This is a genomic window from Sodalis sp. RH14 (genome assembly GCF_047324285.1).
Lineage (GTDB): Bacteria > Pseudomonadota > Gammaproteobacteria > Enterobacterales > Enterobacteriaceae > Acerihabitans.
In genome coordinates this window covers 32,418-50,054 of sequence record NZ_CP178739.1, presented here as the reverse complement: position 1 = coordinate 50,054, position 17,637 = coordinate 32,418, and the positions used below count along the sequence as shown (strand labels likewise).

At 57.0% G+C, this 17,637-nt stretch carries 15 protein-coding genes, 1 tRNA gene, 2 rRNA genes and 1 riboswitch; of the genes, 9 read left to right on the top strand and 9 right to left on the bottom strand.

The features are described from left to right. Window positions 1-113 precede the first annotated feature (113 nt). Window positions 114-3,107 (bottom strand): 23S ribosomal RNA (locus ACL2XQ_RS00235). 66 nt (window positions 3,108-3,173) lie between these two features. Between ACL2XQ_RS00235 and ACL2XQ_RS00230 the strand changes: the two genes are divergently transcribed. Then, window positions 3,174-3,389 carry a hypothetical protein gene (locus ACL2XQ_RS00230; RefSeq protein ID WP_413739911.1) on the top strand — a complete coding sequence of 72 codons (216 nt, stop codon included), beginning with the start codon at window positions 3,174-3,176 and terminating at the stop codon, window positions 3,387-3,389. 86 nt (window positions 3,390-3,475) lie between these two features. On the opposite strand, the gene ACL2XQ_RS00225 is transcribed toward ACL2XQ_RS00230, so the two are convergent. Together ACL2XQ_RS00225 and ACL2XQ_RS00220 are read right to left on the bottom strand one after the other, a co-directional pair. Then, window positions 3,476-3,551, bottom strand: a tRNA-Glu gene (locus ACL2XQ_RS00225). Between the two features lie 180 nt (window positions 3,552-3,731). After that, window positions 3,732-5,274, bottom strand: a 16S ribosomal RNA gene (locus ACL2XQ_RS00220). Together the 16S and 23S rRNA genes with 1 tRNA gene alongside form the textbook arrangement of a ribosomal RNA operon. Before the next feature lie 176 nt (window positions 5,275-5,450). Here ACL2XQ_RS00220 and ACL2XQ_RS00215 point away from each other — a divergent pair. Genes ACL2XQ_RS00215 through purD form a run of 3 tightly spaced genes read left to right on the top strand, consistent with a single transcriptional unit; the run spans window position 5,451 to window position 8,724 of the window. After that, complete coding sequence (locus tag ACL2XQ_RS00215) at window positions 5,451-5,807, top strand: hypothetical protein (protein WP_410012652.1); 357 nt, start codon at window positions 5,451-5,453, stop codon at window positions 5,805-5,807. Between the two features lie 28 nt (window positions 5,808-5,835). After that, window positions 5,836-7,425, top strand: a complete 1,590-nt coding sequence (gene purH / locus ACL2XQ_RS00210; protein WP_410012653.1) for a bifunctional phosphoribosylaminoimidazolecarboxamide formyltransferase/IMP cyclohydrolase — start codon at window positions 5,836-5,838, stop codon at window positions 7,423-7,425. Window positions 7,426-7,440: 15 nt separating this feature from the next. Beyond that, window positions 7,441-8,724, top strand: coding sequence for a phosphoribosylamine--glycine ligase (purD, locus tag ACL2XQ_RS00205; protein WP_413731524.1), 1,284 nt, complete (start codon window positions 7,441-7,443; stop codon window positions 8,722-8,724). 81 nt (window positions 8,725-8,805) lie between these two features. Here purD and ACL2XQ_RS00200 read toward each other — a convergent pair whose 3' ends face one another. The 6 genes from ACL2XQ_RS00200 to nudC all read right to left on the bottom strand — a co-directional run bounded on the left by ACL2XQ_RS00200 (window position 8,806) and on the right by nudC (window position 13,237). Next, on the bottom strand, window positions 8,806-9,477 hold the full coding sequence (locus ACL2XQ_RS00200; RefSeq protein ID WP_410012655.1) for a DUF1481 domain-containing protein: 672 nt from the start codon (window positions 9,475-9,477) through the stop codon (window positions 8,806-8,808). Between the two features lie 40 nt (window positions 9,478-9,517). Next, complete coding sequence (hupA, locus tag ACL2XQ_RS00195; protein WP_162368642.1) at window positions 9,518-9,790, bottom strand: nucleoid-associated protein HU-alpha; 273 nt, start codon at window positions 9,788-9,790, stop codon at window positions 9,518-9,520. A gap of 190 nt (window positions 9,791-9,980) precedes the next feature. Next, window positions 9,981-10,571, bottom strand: a complete 591-nt coding sequence (locus ACL2XQ_RS00190) for a YjaG family protein (protein ID WP_413727390.1) — start codon at window positions 10,569-10,571, stop codon at window positions 9,981-9,983. A gap of 58 nt (window positions 10,572-10,629) precedes the next feature. Next, window positions 10,630-11,325, bottom strand: a complete 696-nt coding sequence (gene nfi, locus ACL2XQ_RS00185) for a deoxyribonuclease V (protein WP_410012657.1) — start codon at window positions 11,323-11,325, stop codon at window positions 10,630-10,632. A gap of 26 nt (window positions 11,326-11,351) precedes the next feature. Beyond that, on the bottom strand, window positions 11,352-12,416 hold the full coding sequence (gene hemE, locus ACL2XQ_RS00180; RefSeq protein ID WP_413739910.1) for a uroporphyrinogen decarboxylase: 1,065 nt from the start codon (window positions 12,414-12,416) through the stop codon (window positions 11,352-11,354). Between the two features lie 17 nt (window positions 12,417-12,433). Then, window positions 12,434-13,237, bottom strand: coding sequence for an NAD(+) diphosphatase (gene nudC / locus ACL2XQ_RS00175; protein WP_410012659.1), 804 nt, complete (start codon window positions 13,235-13,237; stop codon window positions 12,434-12,436). A gap of 92 nt (window positions 13,238-13,329) precedes the next feature. On the opposite strand from nudC, the gene rsd reads away from it, so the two are divergent. From rsd to thiS, 5 genes are all read left to right on the top strand, one after another. Further along, window positions 13,330-13,851 carry a sigma D regulator gene (gene rsd, locus ACL2XQ_RS00170; protein ID WP_410012660.1) on the top strand — a complete coding sequence of 174 codons (522 nt, stop codon included), beginning with the start codon at window positions 13,330-13,332 and terminating at the stop codon, window positions 13,849-13,851. A 44-nt stretch (window positions 13,852-13,895) separates the two neighbouring features. Next, window positions 13,896-14,009: riboswitch (TPP riboswitch) on the top strand. A 99-nt stretch (window positions 14,010-14,108) separates the two neighbouring features. After that, window positions 14,109-16,031, top strand: coding sequence for a phosphomethylpyrimidine synthase ThiC (gene thiC, locus ACL2XQ_RS00165; RefSeq protein ID WP_413739909.1), 1,923 nt, complete (start codon window positions 14,109-14,111; stop codon window positions 16,029-16,031). Next, window positions 16,028-16,678, top strand: coding sequence for a thiamine phosphate synthase (gene thiE, locus ACL2XQ_RS00160; protein ID WP_413721821.1), 651 nt, complete (start codon window positions 16,028-16,030; stop codon window positions 16,676-16,678). Before thiC ends, thiE begins: the two co-directional genes overlap by 4 nt. Further along, a complete protein-coding gene (locus tag ACL2XQ_RS00155) occupies window positions 16,671-17,438 on the top strand; it encodes a HesA/MoeB/ThiF family protein (RefSeq protein ID WP_413721820.1) in 768 nt (255 codons plus the stop codon). Before thiE ends, ACL2XQ_RS00155 begins: the two co-directional genes overlap by 8 nt. Further along, window positions 17,435-17,635: a sulfur carrier protein ThiS gene (thiS, locus tag ACL2XQ_RS00150; RefSeq protein WP_410012664.1), complete on the top strand. Its 201-nt coding sequence runs from the start codon at window positions 17,435-17,437 to the stop codon at window positions 17,633-17,635. Before ACL2XQ_RS00155 ends, thiS begins: the two co-directional genes overlap by 4 nt. Window positions 17,636-17,637: the final 2 nt, after the last annotated feature.

Here is a 17,637-nt window from a genome sequence, read left to right as displayed (position 1 = left end):
CAACCGTCATCCTGTTACTGATGACCATCGGCCTTTATCCGGAACTTCGCTGAAAATTCTCTCGCCGCCCCTTGGGGCAACGCTCTCTTCGCGTCAAACACTTTAGGTGTTGTAAGGTTAAGCCTCACGGGTCATTAGTATCGGTTAGCTCAACGCATCGCTGCGCTTACACACCCGACCTATCAACGTCATCGTCTTTAACGTCCCTTCAGGTGGCTTAAAGCCACAGGGAAGACTCATCTCGAGGCAAGTTTCCCGCTTAGATGCTTTCAGCGGTTATCTCTTCCGCACGTAGCTACCGGGCAATGCCATTGGCATGACAACCCGAACACCAGTGGTGCGTCCACTCCGGTCCTCTCGTACTAGGAGCAGCCCCTCTCAATCTTCCAACGCCCACGGCAGATAGGGACCGAACTGTCTCACGACGTTCTAAACCCAGCTCGCGTACCACTTTAAATGGCGAACAGCCATACCCTTGGGACCTACTTCAGCCCCAGGATGTGATGAGCCGACATCGAGGTGCCAAACACCGCCGTCGATATGAACTCTTGGGCGGTATCAGCCTGTTATCCCCGGAGTACCTTTTATCCGTTGAGCGATGGCCCTTCCATTCAGAACCACCGGATCACTAAGACCTGCTTTCGCACCTGCTCGAGCCGTCACTCTCGCAGTCAAGCTAGCTTATGCCTTTGCACTAACCTCACGATGTCCGACCGTGATTAGCTAACCTTCGTGCTCCTCCGTTACTCTTTAGGAGGAGACCGCCCCAGTCAAACTACCCACCAGACACTGTCCTCGACCCAGATTATGGGCCGGAGTTAGAACATCAAACATTAAAGGGTGGTATTTCAAGGTTGGCTCCATGCAGACTGGCGTCCACACTTCAAAGCCTCCCACCTATCCTACACATCAAGGCTCAATGTTCAGTGTCAAGCTATAGTAAAGGTTCACGGGGTCTTTCCGTCTTGCCGCGGGTACACTGCATCTTCACAGCGAGTTCAATTTCACTGAGTCTCGGGTGGAGACAGCCTGGCCATCATTACGCCATTCGTGCAGGTCGGAACTTACCCGACAAGGAATTTCGCTACCTTAGGACCGTTATAGTTACGGCCGCCGTTTACCGGGGCTTCGATCAAGAGCTTCTCCTTGCGGATAACCCCATCAATTAACCTTCCGGCACCGGGCAGGCGTCACACCGTATACGTCCACTTTCGTGTTTGCACAGTGCTGTGTTTTTAATAAACAGTTGCAGCCAGCTGGTATCTGCGACTGGCTTCAGCTCGGGGAGCAAGTCCCTCCACCTAATGCCAGCGTGCCTTCTCCCGAAGTTACGGCACCATTTTGCCTAGTTCCTTCACCCGAGTTCTCTCAAGCGCCTTGGTATTCTCTACCTGACCACCTGTGTCGGTTTGGGGTACGATTCGATGTGACCTGGAGCTTAGAGGCTTTTCCTGGAAGCGTAGCATCAATTCCTTCACCACCGTAGTGGCTCGTTATCACGCCTCAGTGTTGAATAAAAGAGCGGATTTACCTGCTCTTTCCACCTTCACGCTTAAACCGGGACAACCGTCGCCCGGCGAACCTAGCTTTCTCCGTCCCCCCTTCGCAGTCACACCCAGTACAGGAATATTAACCTGTTTCCCATCGACTACGCCTTTCGGCCTCGCCTTAGGGGTCGACTCACCCTGCCCCGATTAACGTTGGACAGGAACCCTTGGTCTTCCGGCGAGCGGGCTTTTCACCCGCTTTATCGTTACTTATGTCAGCATTCGCACTTCTGATACCTCCAGCAACCCTCACAGGCCACCTTCGCAGGCTTACAGAACGCTCCCCTACCCAACGGACATATCCTTAAGTCAACTCGACGTGATGAACGCATTGACGTCGCTGCGCTCCGTCAATCGTTTTTCCGTACAATTGTCTTAAGTGATATGTCCGCTGCCGCAGCTTCGGTGCATGGTTTAGCCCCGTTACATCTTCCGCGCAGGCCGACTCGACCAGTGAGCTATTACGCTTTCTTTAAATGATGGCTGCTTCTAAGCCAACATCCTGGCTGTCTGTGCCTTCCCACATCGTTTCCCACTTAACCATGACTTTGGGACCTTAGCTGGCGGTCTGGGTTGTTTCCCTCTTCACGACGGACGTTAGCACCCGCCGTGTGTCTCCCGTGGTAACATTCTTCGGTATTCGCAGTTTGCATCGGGTTGGTAATCCGGGGTGGACCCCTAGCCGAAACAGTGCTCTACCCCCGAAGATGAATTCACGAGGCGCTACCTAAATAGCTTTCGGGGAGAACCAGCTATCTCCCGGTTTGATTGGCCTTTCACCCCCAGCCACAAGTCATCCGCTAATTTTTCAACATTAGTCGGTTCGGTCCTCCAGTTAGTGTTACCCAACCTTCAACCTGCCCATGGCTAGATCACCGGGTTTCGGGTCTATACCCTGCAACTTAACGCCCAGTTAAGACTCGGTTTCCCTACGGCTCCCCTATTCGGTTAACCTTGCTACAGAATATAAGTCGCTGACCCATTATACAAAAGGTACGCAGTCACCCTGATAAATCAAGGCTCCCACTGCTTGTACGTACACGGTTTCAGGTTCTGTTTCACTCCCCTCGCCGGGGTTCTTTTCGCCTTTCCCTCACGGTACTGGTTCACTATCGGTCAGTCAGGAGTATTTAGCCTTGGAGGATGGTCCCCCCATCTTCAGACAGGATATCACGTGTCCCGCCCTACTCATCGAGCTCACAGCACTTGCACCTTCGGATACGGGGCTATCACCCTGTGTTGCCGGACTTTCCAGACCGTTCTCCTGATGCGAATGCTGATGGTGACTCTGGGCTGTTCCCCGTTCGCTCGCCGCTACTAGGGGAATCTCGGTTGATTTCTTTTCCTCGGGGTACTGAGATGTTTCAGTTCCCCCGGTTCGCCTCAATACGCTATGGATTCACGTAATGATAGTGCAACGAGTTGCACTGGGTTTCCCCATTCGGACATCGCCGGCTGATAGCGCTTCATATCAGCTCACCGGCGCATTTCGCGGATTAGCACGTCCTTCATCGCCTCTGACTGCCTAGGCATCCACCGTGTACGCTTATTCACTTAACCTCACAACCCTAAAGTGTCTTCGGAATGGCTGCGAAAGGCCCCTGCCGGTGTTGCGCGGTGCTCGCCATGCTCATGGACATACAGTCCACTCCGCTGGCTGCGCGCCGTGCGCCTTGGCCGGGACTTTCTCGCTCATCCCTCAACAAGGGCGCCATCGACACGGCGACCTTATTAGGTTTGCTTGCTTTGAGAGAATCGCATACTGATTTTGCTCAGCATGTTTTTTTCAAATTTTCAGCTTGTTCCGGATTGTTAAAGAGCATGTATTTCGCAGCATACTGATACGCGGTTGCGTAACAATGTGCTCTGAAATCATCAGACAATAAAGGCGGGTCTGGTTTGGTTAACAGGTCGTATGAAAAAGAGTTTGGCGTCCCCTAGGGGGTTCGAACCCCTGTTACCGCCGTGAAAGGGCAGTGTCCTAGGCCACTAGACGAAGGGGACAGGAGTGCGTTTGTGAGATAAGTTGTCGTCAATAGGCAACGAATTCTTATGCCACCGTTTTTTATCAACCCTGCCTTAACATTCAGGAAGAGGGCATGACAAAAAACCATACGAGCTGTTTGCTCATTACAGTTATCAGACAATCTGTGTGGACACTACACAATCTAGTATCTATTTCGGTAAGGAGGTGATCCAACCGCAGGTTCCCCTACGGTTACCTTGTTACGACTTCACCCCAGTCATGAATCACAAAGTGGTAAGCGCCCTCCCGAAGGTTAAGCTACCTACTTCTTTTGCAACCCACTCCCATGGTGTGACGGGCGGTGTGTACAAGGCCCGGGAACGTATTCACCGTGGCATTCTGATCCACGATTACTAGCGATTCCGACTTCATGGAGTCGAGTTGCAGACTCCAATCCGGACTACGACGCACTTTGTGAGGTCCGCTTACTCTCGCGAGTTCGCTTCTCTTTGTATGCGCCATTGTAGCACGTGTGTAGCCCTACTCGTAAGGGCCATGATGACTTGACGTCATCCCCACCTTCCTCCGGTTTGTCACCGGCAGTCTCCTTTGAGTTCCCGACATTACTCGCTGGCAACAAAGGATAAGGGTTGCGCTCGTTGCGGGACTTAACCCAACATTTCACAACACGAGCTGACGACAGCCATGCAGCACCTGTCTCAGAGTTCCCGAAGGCACAACCTCATCTCTGAAGTCTTCTCTGGATGTCAAGAGTAGGTAAGGTTCTTCGCGTTGCATCGAATTAAACCACATGCTCCACCGCTTGTGCGGGCCCCCGTCAATTCATTTGAGTTTTAACCTTGCGGCCGTACTCCCCAGGCGGTCGATTTAACGCGTTAGCTCCGAAAGCCACGGCTCAAGGCCACAACCTTCAAATCGACATCGTTTACAGCGTGGACTACCAGGGTATCTAATCCTGTTTGCTCCCCACGCTTTCGTACCTGAGCGTCAGTCTTCGTCCAGGGGGCCGCCTTCGCCACCGGTATTCCTCCAGATCTCTACGCATTTCACCGCTACACCTGGAATTCTACCCCCCTCTACGAGACTCTAGCCTGCCAGTTTCAAATGCAGTTCCCGGGTTAAGCCCGGGGATTTCACATCTGACTTAACAGACCGCCTGCGTACGCTTTACGCCCAGTAATTCCGATTAACGCTCGCACCCTCCGTATTACCGCGGCTGCTGGCACGGAGTTAGCCGGTGCTTCTTCTGCGGGTAACGTCAATCAACAAGGTTATTAACCTTATCGCCTTCCTCCCCGCTGAAAGTGCTTTACAACCCGAAGGCCTTCTTCACACACGCGGCATGGCTGCATCAGGCTTGCGCCCATTGTGCAATATTCCCCACTGCTGCCTCCCGTAGGAGTCTGGACCGTGTCTCAGTTCCAGTGTGGCTGGTCATCCTCTCAGACCAGCTAGGGATCGTCGCCTAGGTGAGCCATTACCTCACCTACTAGCTAATCCCATCTGGGTTCATCCGATGGCGTGAGGCCCGAAGGTCCCCCACTTTGGTCTTGCGACGTTATGCGGTATTAGCTACCGTTTCCAGTAGTTATCCCCCACCATCAGGCAGATCCCCAGACATTACTCACCCGTCCGCCGCTCGCCGGCAAAGTAGCAAGCTACTTTCCGCTGCCGCTCGACTTGCATGTGTTAGGCCTGCCGCCAGCGTTCAATCTGAGCCATGATCAAACTCTTCAATTAAAAGCTTGATGCTCAAAGATTGTCATACTGTTAATCTTATGAATTAACTGTTTGTTCACTCTTCAAGACTTGGTATTTTTGTGTTTCGATACGGTCTTGTGAGTGCCCACACAGATTGTCTGATAAATTGTTAAAGAGCAGTGCGCCGCTGTAATCAGTCTGGCGCGAGGTGGCGTATGTTACGCTTTCCTCTTTCAGTGTCAAGCCCGTTCGGCCTGTCTTCTGACTCGTTTCCGCTACCCTGCGATGTGCTGCACGGTGCCGGTCGATGGAGGCGCATTATAGGGATTTCAACCGAAGCCGCAACAGCTAATTTGCCCAATCCGAACTGTTTGCTGCATTCCACAGCAATACCGGGGTTTATACCCTCTTTTGCACAAACTTATCCACAGATGATTGCCGCAGGCAAAAATTGCCGAGCATCGCGCAATCGTTTTCGCTACAATTCACGCAAATTTTATCGGCTCGCGTATTTTATCAAGCGGCGGCTTTTTTCAGTAAAAAACCGCCGCTTGATACCAGTTTTTTATTAAAGCTATCCAATCAAGGGATAAATTGACCATGCAACAACCACGTCCTGTTCGCCGCGCCTTGCTCAGTGTGTCTGACAAAGCCGGTATCGTAGAATTCGCTCAGTCATTATCGCAACGCGGCATCACGCTGCTCTCCACCGGCGGCACCGCGCGGCTGCTGGCGGAGGCAGGGCTGCCGGTGACCGAGGTTTCCGATTACACCGGTTTTCCAGAAATGATGGATGGACGGGTGAAAACCCTGCATCCCAAGGTCCATGGCGGCATTCTGGGGCGTCGCGGCCAGGACGATGCGATTATGCAACAGCACCATATCGACCCCATCGATATGGTGGTGGTTAATCTTTATCCGTTTGCCAGCACAGTGGCGCGTGAAGGCTGTACCCGCGAGGAAGCGGTGGAGAATATCGATATCGGCGGGCCTACCATGGTGCGCTCCGCCGCCAAGAATCATAAAGACGTGGCGATCGTGGTTAACAGCGGCGATTACGCCGGGATCATTGCCGAGCTGGATGCGCATAACGGCTCGCTGACGCTGGCGACCCGTTTTGATCTGGCCATCAAGGCCTTTGAGCATACCGCCGCCTACGACAGCATGATCGCCAACTACTTCGGCAGCCAGGTACCGGCCTATCACGGCGATACCACCGTACCCGCCGGCCGTTTCCCACGCACCCTTAACCTGAACTTTATCAAAAAACAGGATATGCGCTACGGAGAAAACAGCCATCAGCTGGCCGCCTTCTATATAGAAGAGCCGGTGCGGGAAGCCTCGGTCGCCACCGCGCGGCAGTTGCAGGGCAAGGCGCTATCCTATAACAATATCGCCGATACCGACGCCGCCCTGGAGTGCGTAAAGGAATTCGCCGAGCCGGCCTGCGTGATTGTCAAGCATGCCAATCCTTGCGGCGTGGCCACCGGCGGCGCGTTGCTCGAGGCATATGAGCGCGCCTATAAAACCGATCCCACCTCGGCGTTTGGCGGCATTATCGCCTTTAACCGCCCTCTTGACGCCGCCGCCGCGCAAGCCATTATCAGCCGCCAGTTCGTGGAAGTGATTATCGCGCCGTCCGTTAACGACGACGCCCTGGCCATCCTTGCCGCCAAGCAAAATGTCCGGGTACTGGCCAGCGGCGTCTGGTCGTCCCGGGTGCCGGCGCTGGACTTCAAGCGGGTTAACGGCGGCCTGTTGGTACAGGATCGCGACTTAGGCATGGTCGGCGAGGCGGATCTGCGCATCGTCACCGAACGCCGGCCGACCGCAAGCGAGCTGCGCGACGCGCTTTTTTGCTGGAAGGTGGCTAAATTCGTTAAATCCAACGCCATCGTTTATGCCCGCGATAACATGACCATTGGTATCGGGGCGGGCCAGATGAGCCGCGTTTATTCGGCGAAAATCGCCGGCATCAAGGCGGCGGACGAAGGGCTGGACGTGCGCGGCTCGGCCATGGCCTCCGATGCGTTTTTCCCGTTTCGCGACGGAATTGACGCGGCGGCGGCGGTCGGCATCAGCTGCGTGATCCAGCCCGGCGGTTCCATTCGCGATGACGAAGTCATTGCCGCGGCCAACGAACATGGCATCGCCATGATCTTTACCGATATGCGTCATTTCCGCCACTAAGCCCAGGAGCGACCAATGAATATCTTAATTATCGGGAACGGCGGCCGCGAGCATGCCCTGGCCTGGAAGGCCGCCCAATCGCCGCTGGCGGATAAAGTCTACGTGGCGCCCGGCAATGCCGGCACCGCCCTCGAACCGGCGCTTGAAAACGTCGACATCGGCCCGACCGATATCCCGGCGCTGGTCGCCTTCGCCCAAAGCCACGCCATCGGCCTGACCATCGTCGGCCCCGAAGCGCCGCTGGTGATGGGCGTGGTGGATGCGTTCCGCTCAGCCGGCCTGCCGGTATTCGGCCCGACCAAAGCGGCGGCGCAGTTGGAAGGCTCGAAGGCGTTTACCAAGGATTTCCTGGCCCGCCACCATATCCCCAGCGCGGAATACGGTAACTTTACCGATATCGACCAGGCGCTGGCCTACGTGCGCAGCAAAGGCGCGCCCATTGTTATCAAAGCGGACGGCCTGGCCGCCGGCAAAGGCGTGATCGTGGCTATGACGCTTGCGCAAGCGGAAGCGGCCATTGAGGATATGCTGGCCGGTAACGCCTTCGGCGATGCCGGGCACCGCATCGTGGTGGAGGAATTCCTGGAAGGCGAGGAAGCCAGCTTTATCGTGATGGTGGACGGCGATCATGTCGTGCCGATGGCCACCAGCCAGGACCATAAACGGGTCGGCGACGGCGATACCGGTCCCAACACGGGTGGCATGGGGGCATATTCCCCCGCCCCGGTGGTTACGGATGAAATCCACCAGCGCGTTATGGATCAGGTTATCTGGCCGACGGTGCGCGGCATGGCGTCGGAAGGGAATATCTATACCGGCTTTTTATATGCCGGACTGATGATCAACGCCGATGGCCAGCCAAAGGTGATTGAATTTAACTGCCGCTTCGGCGATCCGGAAACCCAGCCCATCATGCTGCGCATGCGTTCCGATCTGGTGGCGCTGTGCCTGGCGGCCACCGAAGGGCATCTGGATCGGGAAAGCTCGTTATGGGATGAACGACCGGCCCTGGGTGTGGTCCTGGCCGCCGGCGGCTATCCGGGGGATTACCGCACCGGGGACGAAATCAGCGGCCTGCCGACGGCTGAGACAGCAGGCGAAAAAGTCTTTCATGCCGGCACCTGTCTGGCGGACGGTAAGGTACTGACGCAGGGAGGGCGGGTTTTGTGCGTTACCGCGCTGGGCGAAACGGTGGCGGATGCTCAGGCCAGGGCCTATCACGCGGCGAAGTCTATTCGCTGGCAGGACAGTTTCTGCCGGTCGGATATCGGCTATCGCGCGATCCAACGCGAGCAATAATCCTGTCATCATCTGGTGTCGCGCATTCATGACGTTGGGCAATGCGCGGCGCCCTGTCGATGTCGGCTTGCAGGCGGGTGACTACAACTCGCTTTTTTTAGGTTGCCAGTGGCAGAAGTCTTCATTGGCGACCAGTAACAGCTGCGTCCCTTCCGGTGCCTCCAGCCAGGCGATGCCCAGTTGCCCGGTGGAATGTTGGGCGCGCGCCGCAATCCACGAGGCCGAGCGCTGGTCAAAATCAGGCCGCGCCGTCTTGCCGTCGCAGGTGGCTATCACGCCGTCGCGCCATATCCCCTGCATCAGCTTTACCTGTCCGGCACGTAGCGTGCTGCTGACATCCAGCAGTCGCCTGGCTTCAAACTGATACAACGCCAGTTCGTCATCACTGAGTTTTTCACGCAGCCCATCGCGCTGACGCTGCATATAGCTGGGATTACCCTGATCGTCAAAGCGGATTTGCACGGTTTGCGGATGTGCGCCGTTTTGCGTCCGGTTAATCTGGCGCACGTCGTCATGGAGGAATTGATAGCGGGTAATGATGGTATTTTCGCCCTGATAGGGGCTGTAGACGCTGACGATATTGACCGTTTGCTGTGCCGCGTCGTCTTTACGCCATAAGCGCATGGCGCCCCGATCGGCGACATAACCGCTGGCGGTGAACGCAGGCGGCGCCTTGGAATGCGAACCGCATGCCGTGAGGAGACAGGCCAGCAGCCCGAGCCAACCGCACCGGCGCAAAAACAAAAGGGGCACGGTTGCCCCTATGCTTAATCTTTTCACCAACACACGGTGGTTACTTAACAGCGTCTTTCAGAGCCTTGCCAGAAACAAATGCCGGAACATTGGCCGCGGCGATTTTGATTTCTTTACCGGTCTGAGGATTACGGCCAGTGCGTTCGTTGCGATGATTAATTTTGAAAGTACCGAAACCAACCAATTGTACTGCATCACCCTCTTTAAGAGACTCGGTAATTGCTGCCAAAGTGGATTCCAGAGCCGACTTCGCCTGCGCCTTCGAAAGATCGGCCTTATCAGCAATTACATCAATCAGTTGAGTCTTGTTCATATGTTATCCTTACAGTGTGTTTATCGCTTGCTAAGCATCGAGTACGACGGATAAGCCGGAATACGGCACTCTCCTGCAAACACGCACCGATAGCCACTTTTTTTATGCCCCCCCAAATGTAGACCAGACGGGGTGCAGATGTGAAGTATTAAGACATGGCAAAACAGGTCTTAAATCACGTTTTATTGCCTTATTGCTGTAAAATTATTCCAATATTGCTAATTCCGGCTTCGCGCAGGTCTGCGCGCAGCCCTTTGATCAATTCTACGTCGCGGTTTTCACAATCAGCTAACAGGCGAAAAATTTCCCACTGAATGTCCCATTCCTCTTCAATCGAGGGCAGGGCATTCAGCTCCTCTTCCGTCATTTCCCGCTCCGCATGGGTCATTTCCAGCATGGCCACGGTGCGGATAGAGGTTTCGCTGACGGTGACGGCATGCTCCAGCGTTTCACCGCTCAGCCGCGAGTGCAATAATTCACTCAGGGCCACACAGGCATCAATCGCCGGATAAACGCCGTAAAAATCGTAATCATCCGCTGCGGGAATGCATTCTTCCAGCTTTTCCAATTGTAAATCAAAATTGACCTTAGCATCTTTAACAACCTGTGTCTCCCAAACCAGGTCGAGAATACGCCGGTAGACGGCAGGGTCGCCAAAGCCGGTCTGCACGCAGAACAGTTGATAATTGGGGTACATCCGTTCACACAGCGACGCCATAAAAATGACGTGCTGCCAGGCTTCCTGCTTTTCCAGACGTAAATGTATCGGGTTACGTAACATCGCGCTATTCCATTACTCTTAATCTGCGTCGCAGTGTACCTGAAATTAGCCGGTTACCCTATTCCAGGTCGAAAAAGTCCGGTTCGCCGCGCCCCTGCTCCCACTGTTTAAACGCGGTGCGATTAGAGGCCACCGCATCCGCCCAGCGGGTAGGCTCCGGCAAGCGGTAGCCGCGCATGCATTGTTGTACCCAATACAGGGCAGTGTCCATACCGACGCGATGGCCGGTGGAGATGAATAAAGGATTGCAGCGGATCTTGCTGCGCCATACCCAGGCAAGCTGTTCGCCTTTATCCATCAGCGGCGCCCTGGCGCCCGCCTCATCGCTCAAGGGCTCAAACCGGCCGCACAGCCGGCGCTTAGCCACGCCGATAGTCGGCTGGTCGACCAACAGACCAAAATGGCTGGCGACGCCCAGACGGCGCGGGTGGGAAATACCATGGCCATCGACGAACAGCAAATCCGGCCGCTGATTCAGCTGTTCCCAGGCGGCCAGCAGGGCGGGATACTCGCGAAACGACAAAAAACCCGGAATATAAGGCATGGTGGTCGTTACACGGGCAATGCGGTATTCGAGAAGCTCCAGCGACGGAAAACGCAGCAGCGCGATAGCCGCGCGGGTAACGTCGCCCCCCTGTTCGAACCCCACATCGGCGCCGGCGATTATCGCGGGCGTGGAAAAAGCGAAATCGTCATGGCGTATGACCCTACTGGCGGTGGCGACCTGCTCGGCGCGCAATGCTGTTATATCCATGTTTTTTCCACCTTTTTCACCAGTCTTTACAGATGATAGGGGCGCGACAGGCGATGCACCGCCTCAACAAAAATGCCCGCATGTGCCGGCGGCACGTCCTGATGGATACCGTGCCCCAGATTGCAGACATGCCCCTCACCCCGGCCGAAACCGGCCAGAATGGACTCCACTTCCTGTTCAATACGCGCCGGCGGCGCGTACAACACCGAAGGATCCATATTGCCCTGCAGCGCGACCTTATCGCCCACGCGACGGCGCGCCGCCTGAATATCGGTGCTCCAGTCCAGGCCCAGCGCATCGCAACCGGTTTGCGCCATGGCTTCAAGCCATTGGCCTCCGCCTTTGGTAAACAGCGTTACCGGCACCCGGCGGCCTTCATGCTCCCGCTGCAGGCCGTCGATGATTTTTTGCATGTAATCAAGGGAAAACTCAAGATAGCCGCTGCCGGTCAGCACGCCGCCCCAGGTATCAAAGATCATCACCGACTGCGCCCCGGCGCGAATCTGGGCGTTCAGGTACAGCGTTACGCTCGCCGCCAGCTTATCGAGCAATAAATGCAGCGTCTGCGGCTCGGCGTACATCATTTGTTTGATTTTAGTGAAGACTTTGCTGGTGCCGCCTTCAATCATATAGGTGGCCAGGGTCCAGGGACTGCCGGAGAAGCCAATCAACGGCACTTCTCCGCGCAGGTTGCGCCGGATGGTGCGTACGGCGTCCATCACATACCCCAGCTCCACCTCCGGATCCGGTATCGGCAACTGCTCCACGTCGGCTTTACAGGTAATCGGACGGGCAAAGCACGGCCCCTCCCCCTGTTCAAAATACAATTCCAGTCCCATGGCGTCGGGAACCGTCAGGATATCCGAAAACAGGATCGCGGCATCAAGCGGAAAACGACGCAACGGCTGCAAGGTCACTTCACAGGCCAGTTCGGCATTCCTGCACAGTGACATAAAATCACCGGCCTCGGCGCGGGTGGCTTTATATTCCGGCAGATAACGCCCGGCCTGGCGCATCATCCATACGGGCGTGACATCAACAGGCTGGCGCAGCAGGGCGCGCAGATAGCGGTCGTTCTTCAGTTCATGCATACAGGATTCCCTTGCAGTTATGAATGGAGTGTAGCATGCGGGCCGTCATTTTCCCGATCGGCGCGGCAGAGCGCGACCGTGTCCTCAATTAAGCGCCTGGCCACGGTGCCGGGCGGCGGCAGCAGGGGCAGCGCGTCATAACGGTACCAGCCGGCATCAAGGATTTCATTATGATCGGGGGTGATTTCGCCGCCGGCGTACTCCGCCATAAACGCCATCATCAGCGAATGCGGGAAAGGCCAGGGCTGCGAGGTGACATAACGGACGTTTTTCACCTTAATCCGCGTCTCCTCCATGACCTCGCGGGCCACGGTCTGCTCCAGGGTTTCCCCCACCTCGGCAAAACCGGCCAGCACCGTGTAAATGCCGCCGCGATGGCGGGTATGCTGGGCCAGCAGGATATCGTCGCCGCGGCGGATCGCCACGATAATACAGGGCGCGATTTGCGGATAATACCGTTCATGGCAATGATCGCACAGGCAGGCCCATTCCCGGTTACTGACGCGCATCTCATGGCCGCAGTAGCCGCAATAGCGATGGGAACGATAAAACTCCGCCAGTTGCACGCCCCGGCCCGCCAGTTGGAACAAGCCTGGGTCGCTATCGATGATCTGGCGCACCGAGCCCATATCCCGGGGCATGGCGTGGCGTACCAGCCAGGCGGGCGACCCCTCCCATTCGCCGATAAGCGTCGCTGTCAATCCTTGAAGTGACCAGGCCGATGCCGTTCCAAATGGCAGTTCCCCCTTGGGTAACCACAATTTGCTGTCCTGGCTGACGATCCACCAGCCATTTTCGCTACCGTTGAGTTCTTGTTCCATTTTAGTTGCACTACCTCTTATTCACTGGCAAGCTAGAAATTAGCTTTAATTGATGAGTAACGCAGCGTTACTTTATTACATCGGAGTCAATCATGCTAAACCAGCTGGACATTCTGGCTCAACGCGTTGGCGGCAGTAACGAACTGATCGATCAGTGGATACTGGCCCGCAGGAAGTTGCTCATTGCGTATTACCATCTCATCGGTCTTAAGCCCAATAAAGAAAAGCATACTCCCCTGGACGAAAACGCGCTGGACGACTTTTGCCATAAACTGGTGGACTACCTTTCCGCCGGCCATTTCCATATCTACGATCGTATCGTTCAGGACGCGGACGATACCAGCAGCAGCAAAAGAATCATCAGTACCCAGTTGTATCCGGCGTTGCAGGAAAATACCAAACAAATCATGGCATTTTATGATAGCCAATTGGAAACGGCCATCGATCATGATAACTGTATGGAGTTCCAACAGGCGCTTTCCGGCGTGGGCGAGGCCCTGGCCACGCGTTTTGCCCTGGAGGACAAACTGATCCAGCAGGCGCTGGAATATAAAGCGGACTACCTGGCCTCGGTGCCGGCCGCCAATAATCCGGACGTATCGCGTCTGGCGTAATTTTGCGGTAAGCAGTAAGTCGTAACCGGTCCTTCACGGGCCGCTATATCTTGTCGGAGTGCCTAGCGCGTACATTACGCCAGGCTGAGACCGTTAATTCGGGATCCGCGGAACCTGATCGGGTTAATACCTGCGAAGGGAACAAGAGTAAAGCAACGCTTTGATTTATAGTCTATTTTGCTAAATTCAAAGCCCGGCCTCATTACTCCCGTAGCGCTCCTGACAAGCAATTTTCCCGTTTATTGTGAGGAATTGCTATGTCGTTATCCAAAACCACCCCTTCCCGCCGTGAGCAGCGCGCCCAGGCGCAGGAATTCATCCATCGTCTGAAAGGCGAAGCCTTCCCCAACTCCCGGCGTATTTATCTCCAAGGCAACAGCGCCGACATCCGGGTGCCGATGCGGGAGATCGCGCTTAGCCCCACGCTTATCGGCGGCAACGGCAAAACGCCGCGCTACGAAGAAAACGAGCCGGTGCCGGTATACGACACCGCCGGACCCTATGGCGATCCGGCGACAGAGATAGACGTGCGCGCCGGCCTTCACCGCCTGCGTTCGGGCTGGATTGAACAGCGCGGGGACAGCGAGGCGTTGAACAGCCTAAGCTCGCGTTATACCGGCGAACGCCGGGCCGACGAGGGCCTGGATGAGGTTCGTTTCGCCCCCAGCCATACGCCGCGGCGCGCCAAACCCGGCCGGCGCGTCACGCAATTGCATTATGCCCGCGCCGGCGTCATTACGCCGGAAATGGAGTTTATCGCCCTGCGGGAAAATATGGGCCGCGAACGCATCCGCGGCGACGTATTGCTGCAACAGCATCCCGGCCAGAGCTTCGGCGCGCATTTGCCGCCGGATATTACCCCGGAGTTCGTGCGCCGGGAAGTGGCCGACGGTCGTGCCATTATCCCCGCCAATATCAACCATCCGGAGTCGGAGCCGATGATTATCGGCCGCAATTTCCTGGTCAAGGTCAACGCCAATATCGGCAACTCGGCCGTCAGTTCATCCATTGAGGAAGAGGTCGAGAAGCTGGTCTGGGCGACCCGTTGGGGAGCGGATACGGTGATGGACCTGTCCACCGGCCGCTATATCCATGAAACCCGCGAGTGGATCCTGCGCAACAGTCCGGTGCCCATCGGCACGGTGCCCATCTACCAGGCGCTGGAAAAAGTCAACGGCGTGGCGGAAAACCTGACCTGGGAATGCTTTCGCGACACCTTGCTCGAGCAGGCGGAACAGGGCGTGGACTATTTTACCATCCATGCCGGCGTGCTGTTGCGTTACGTGCCGATGACCGCCAAACGGTTGACCGGCATCGTGTCGCGCGGCGGATCCATTATGGCCAAATGGTGCCTGTCGCATCACCAGGAAAGCTTCCTGTACGAGCATTTTCGCGATATTTGCCAGATTTGCGCCGACTACGACGTCTCATTATCCCTCGGGGACGGCCTGCGTCCCGGCTCCATCCAGGATGCCAACGACGAAGCGCAGTTTGCCGAACTCTATACCCTGGGCGAATTGACCAAAGTTGCCTGGGAGTACGACGTGCAGGTGATGATCGAAGGCCCTGGCCATGTTCCCATGCAGATGATCCGGCGCAACATGACCGAACAGCTGGAGCATTGCCACGAAGCGCCGTTTTATACCCTGGGGCCGCTGACCACCGATATCGCGCCGGGTTACGACCATTTTACCTCCGGCATCGGCGCCGCGCTGATCGGCTGGTTCGGCTGTGCGATGTTGTGCTACGTCACGCCGAAAGAGCATCTGGGCCTGCCGAACAAAGAAGATGTTAAGCAGGGGCTTATTACCTATAAAATCGCCGCTCACGCCGCCGATCTGGCCAAAGGCCATCCCGGGGCGCAAATACGCGATAACGCCATGTCCAAGGCACGCTTTGAATTCCGTTGGGAGGACCAGTTTAATCTGGCCCTGGATCCGGCCACCGCCCGCGCCTATCACGATGAAACGCTGCCGCAGGAATCCGGCAAAGTAGCCCATTTTTGCTCCATGTGCGGTCCGAAATTCTGCTCGATGAAAATCTCCCAGGAGGTCAGGGATTATGCCGCCGCCCAGGCGATTGAGGTACGGGAAAGCGGCATGGCGGAGATGTCGTCGGCGTTTCGCGCCAGCGGCGGGGAAATCTATCTTGCGCCTGAGGATACGGGGGTGGCGAAATGATCGCGCCCGACGCGCCCTTTGCGGCGACCGAGCCCAGGCTCGGGCTCTATCCGGTAGTGGATTCGCTGGCATGGCTGGTCCGGCTGCTGGACGCCGGCGTCGCCACGCTGCAGTTGCGCATCAAGGACCAGCCGGAAGACCGGGTCGAACCGGATATCGAGGCCGCGATTTTGCTGGGACGGAAATACCGCGCCCGGATTTTCATCAACGATTATTGGCGGCTGGCGGTTAAACACGGCGCCTATGGCGTGCACCTGGGACAAGAGGATTTGGCTACGGCGGATTTGGCCGTCATCCAGCGCGCCGGATTGCGACTCGGTCTTTCCACCCACGACGATAGCGAACTGGCCCGCGCTTTGGCGCTACAGCCATCCTATATCGCGCTCGGCCATATCTTCCCTACCCAGACCAAAGCCATGCCGTCACAGCCGCAGGGCCTGGCGGAGCTGAAACGCCTGGTGGCCGGCATGCCCGGCATCTCCACCGTGGCCATCGGCGGTATTGGTATCGATCGGGTGGACGACGTGCTGCGCTGCGGCGTCGGCAGCATCGCGGTGGTCAGCGCCATCACCAAGGCCGCCGACTGGCGGCAGGCGACCGCCACGTTATTGCGGAAAATCGAAGGCCGGGAGGTGCGCAATGCTTAGCGACCAGGCTTTTTTGCGCTACAGCCGCCAATTGCTGCTGGAGGAGATAGGCCCCGGAGGCCAGGAGCATCTGAGCGCAGCAACCGTGCTGATCGCCGGACTGGGCGGCCTGGGTTCGCCGGCGGCGCTCTATCTTGCCGCCGCCGGGGTCGGCACGCTGCTGCTGGCCGACGACGATAAACTGGACGTGAGCAATCTCCAGCGCCAAATCCTTTATCGCACCGGGGATATCGCCCGGCCCAAGGCGGCGGCGGCGCTACGGCAGCTGCAGGCGCTTAATCCCCTGGGCCATTATGTCGCGCTGAGCCGGCGCCTGGCCGGGGATGACCTCGATCAGGCGGTGGCGCTGGCCGATATGGTACTGGACTGCAGTGATAATATGCAGACCCGTCACGACATCAATGCCGCCTGTATCCGCCGGGGGAAAACCCTGGTCAGCGCCAGCGCGGTGGGGTTCAGCGGTCAGTTGCTGGTGCTGCGGCCGCCCTACCGGCACGGCTGTTATGCCTGCCTGTTTCCCGACGCCGTCGAGCCGCGGCGTAATTGCCGCACCGCGGGCGTGCTCGGGCCGTTGGTCGGCATCATGGGCGCCATGCAGGCCCTGGAGACGATCAAAATCCTGTGCGGCATGCCGTCTACGCTGGACGGCCAGCTGCGGCTGTTCGACGGCAAGTCGATGAACTGGCGCACCCTGCGCCTGTCCCGCGCGGCCGGCTGTCCGGTGTGCGCCGCGGCGGTTCAGCGGGAAGAGGCGCTATGAACATTACCCTTAACGATACCCCCGTCGCGCTTTCAGGCACGCCCTCGCTGCTGGACATGCTGGAGCTGCTCGGCCACCCGCCCGAGGGCAGCGCGCTGGCGGTCAATCAAACCATTATTCCCCGTAGCCGGTGGGCCCAACAGCCGGTAAACGAGGGCGACGATATCTTACTTTTCCAGGCCATTGCCGGAGGCTGACC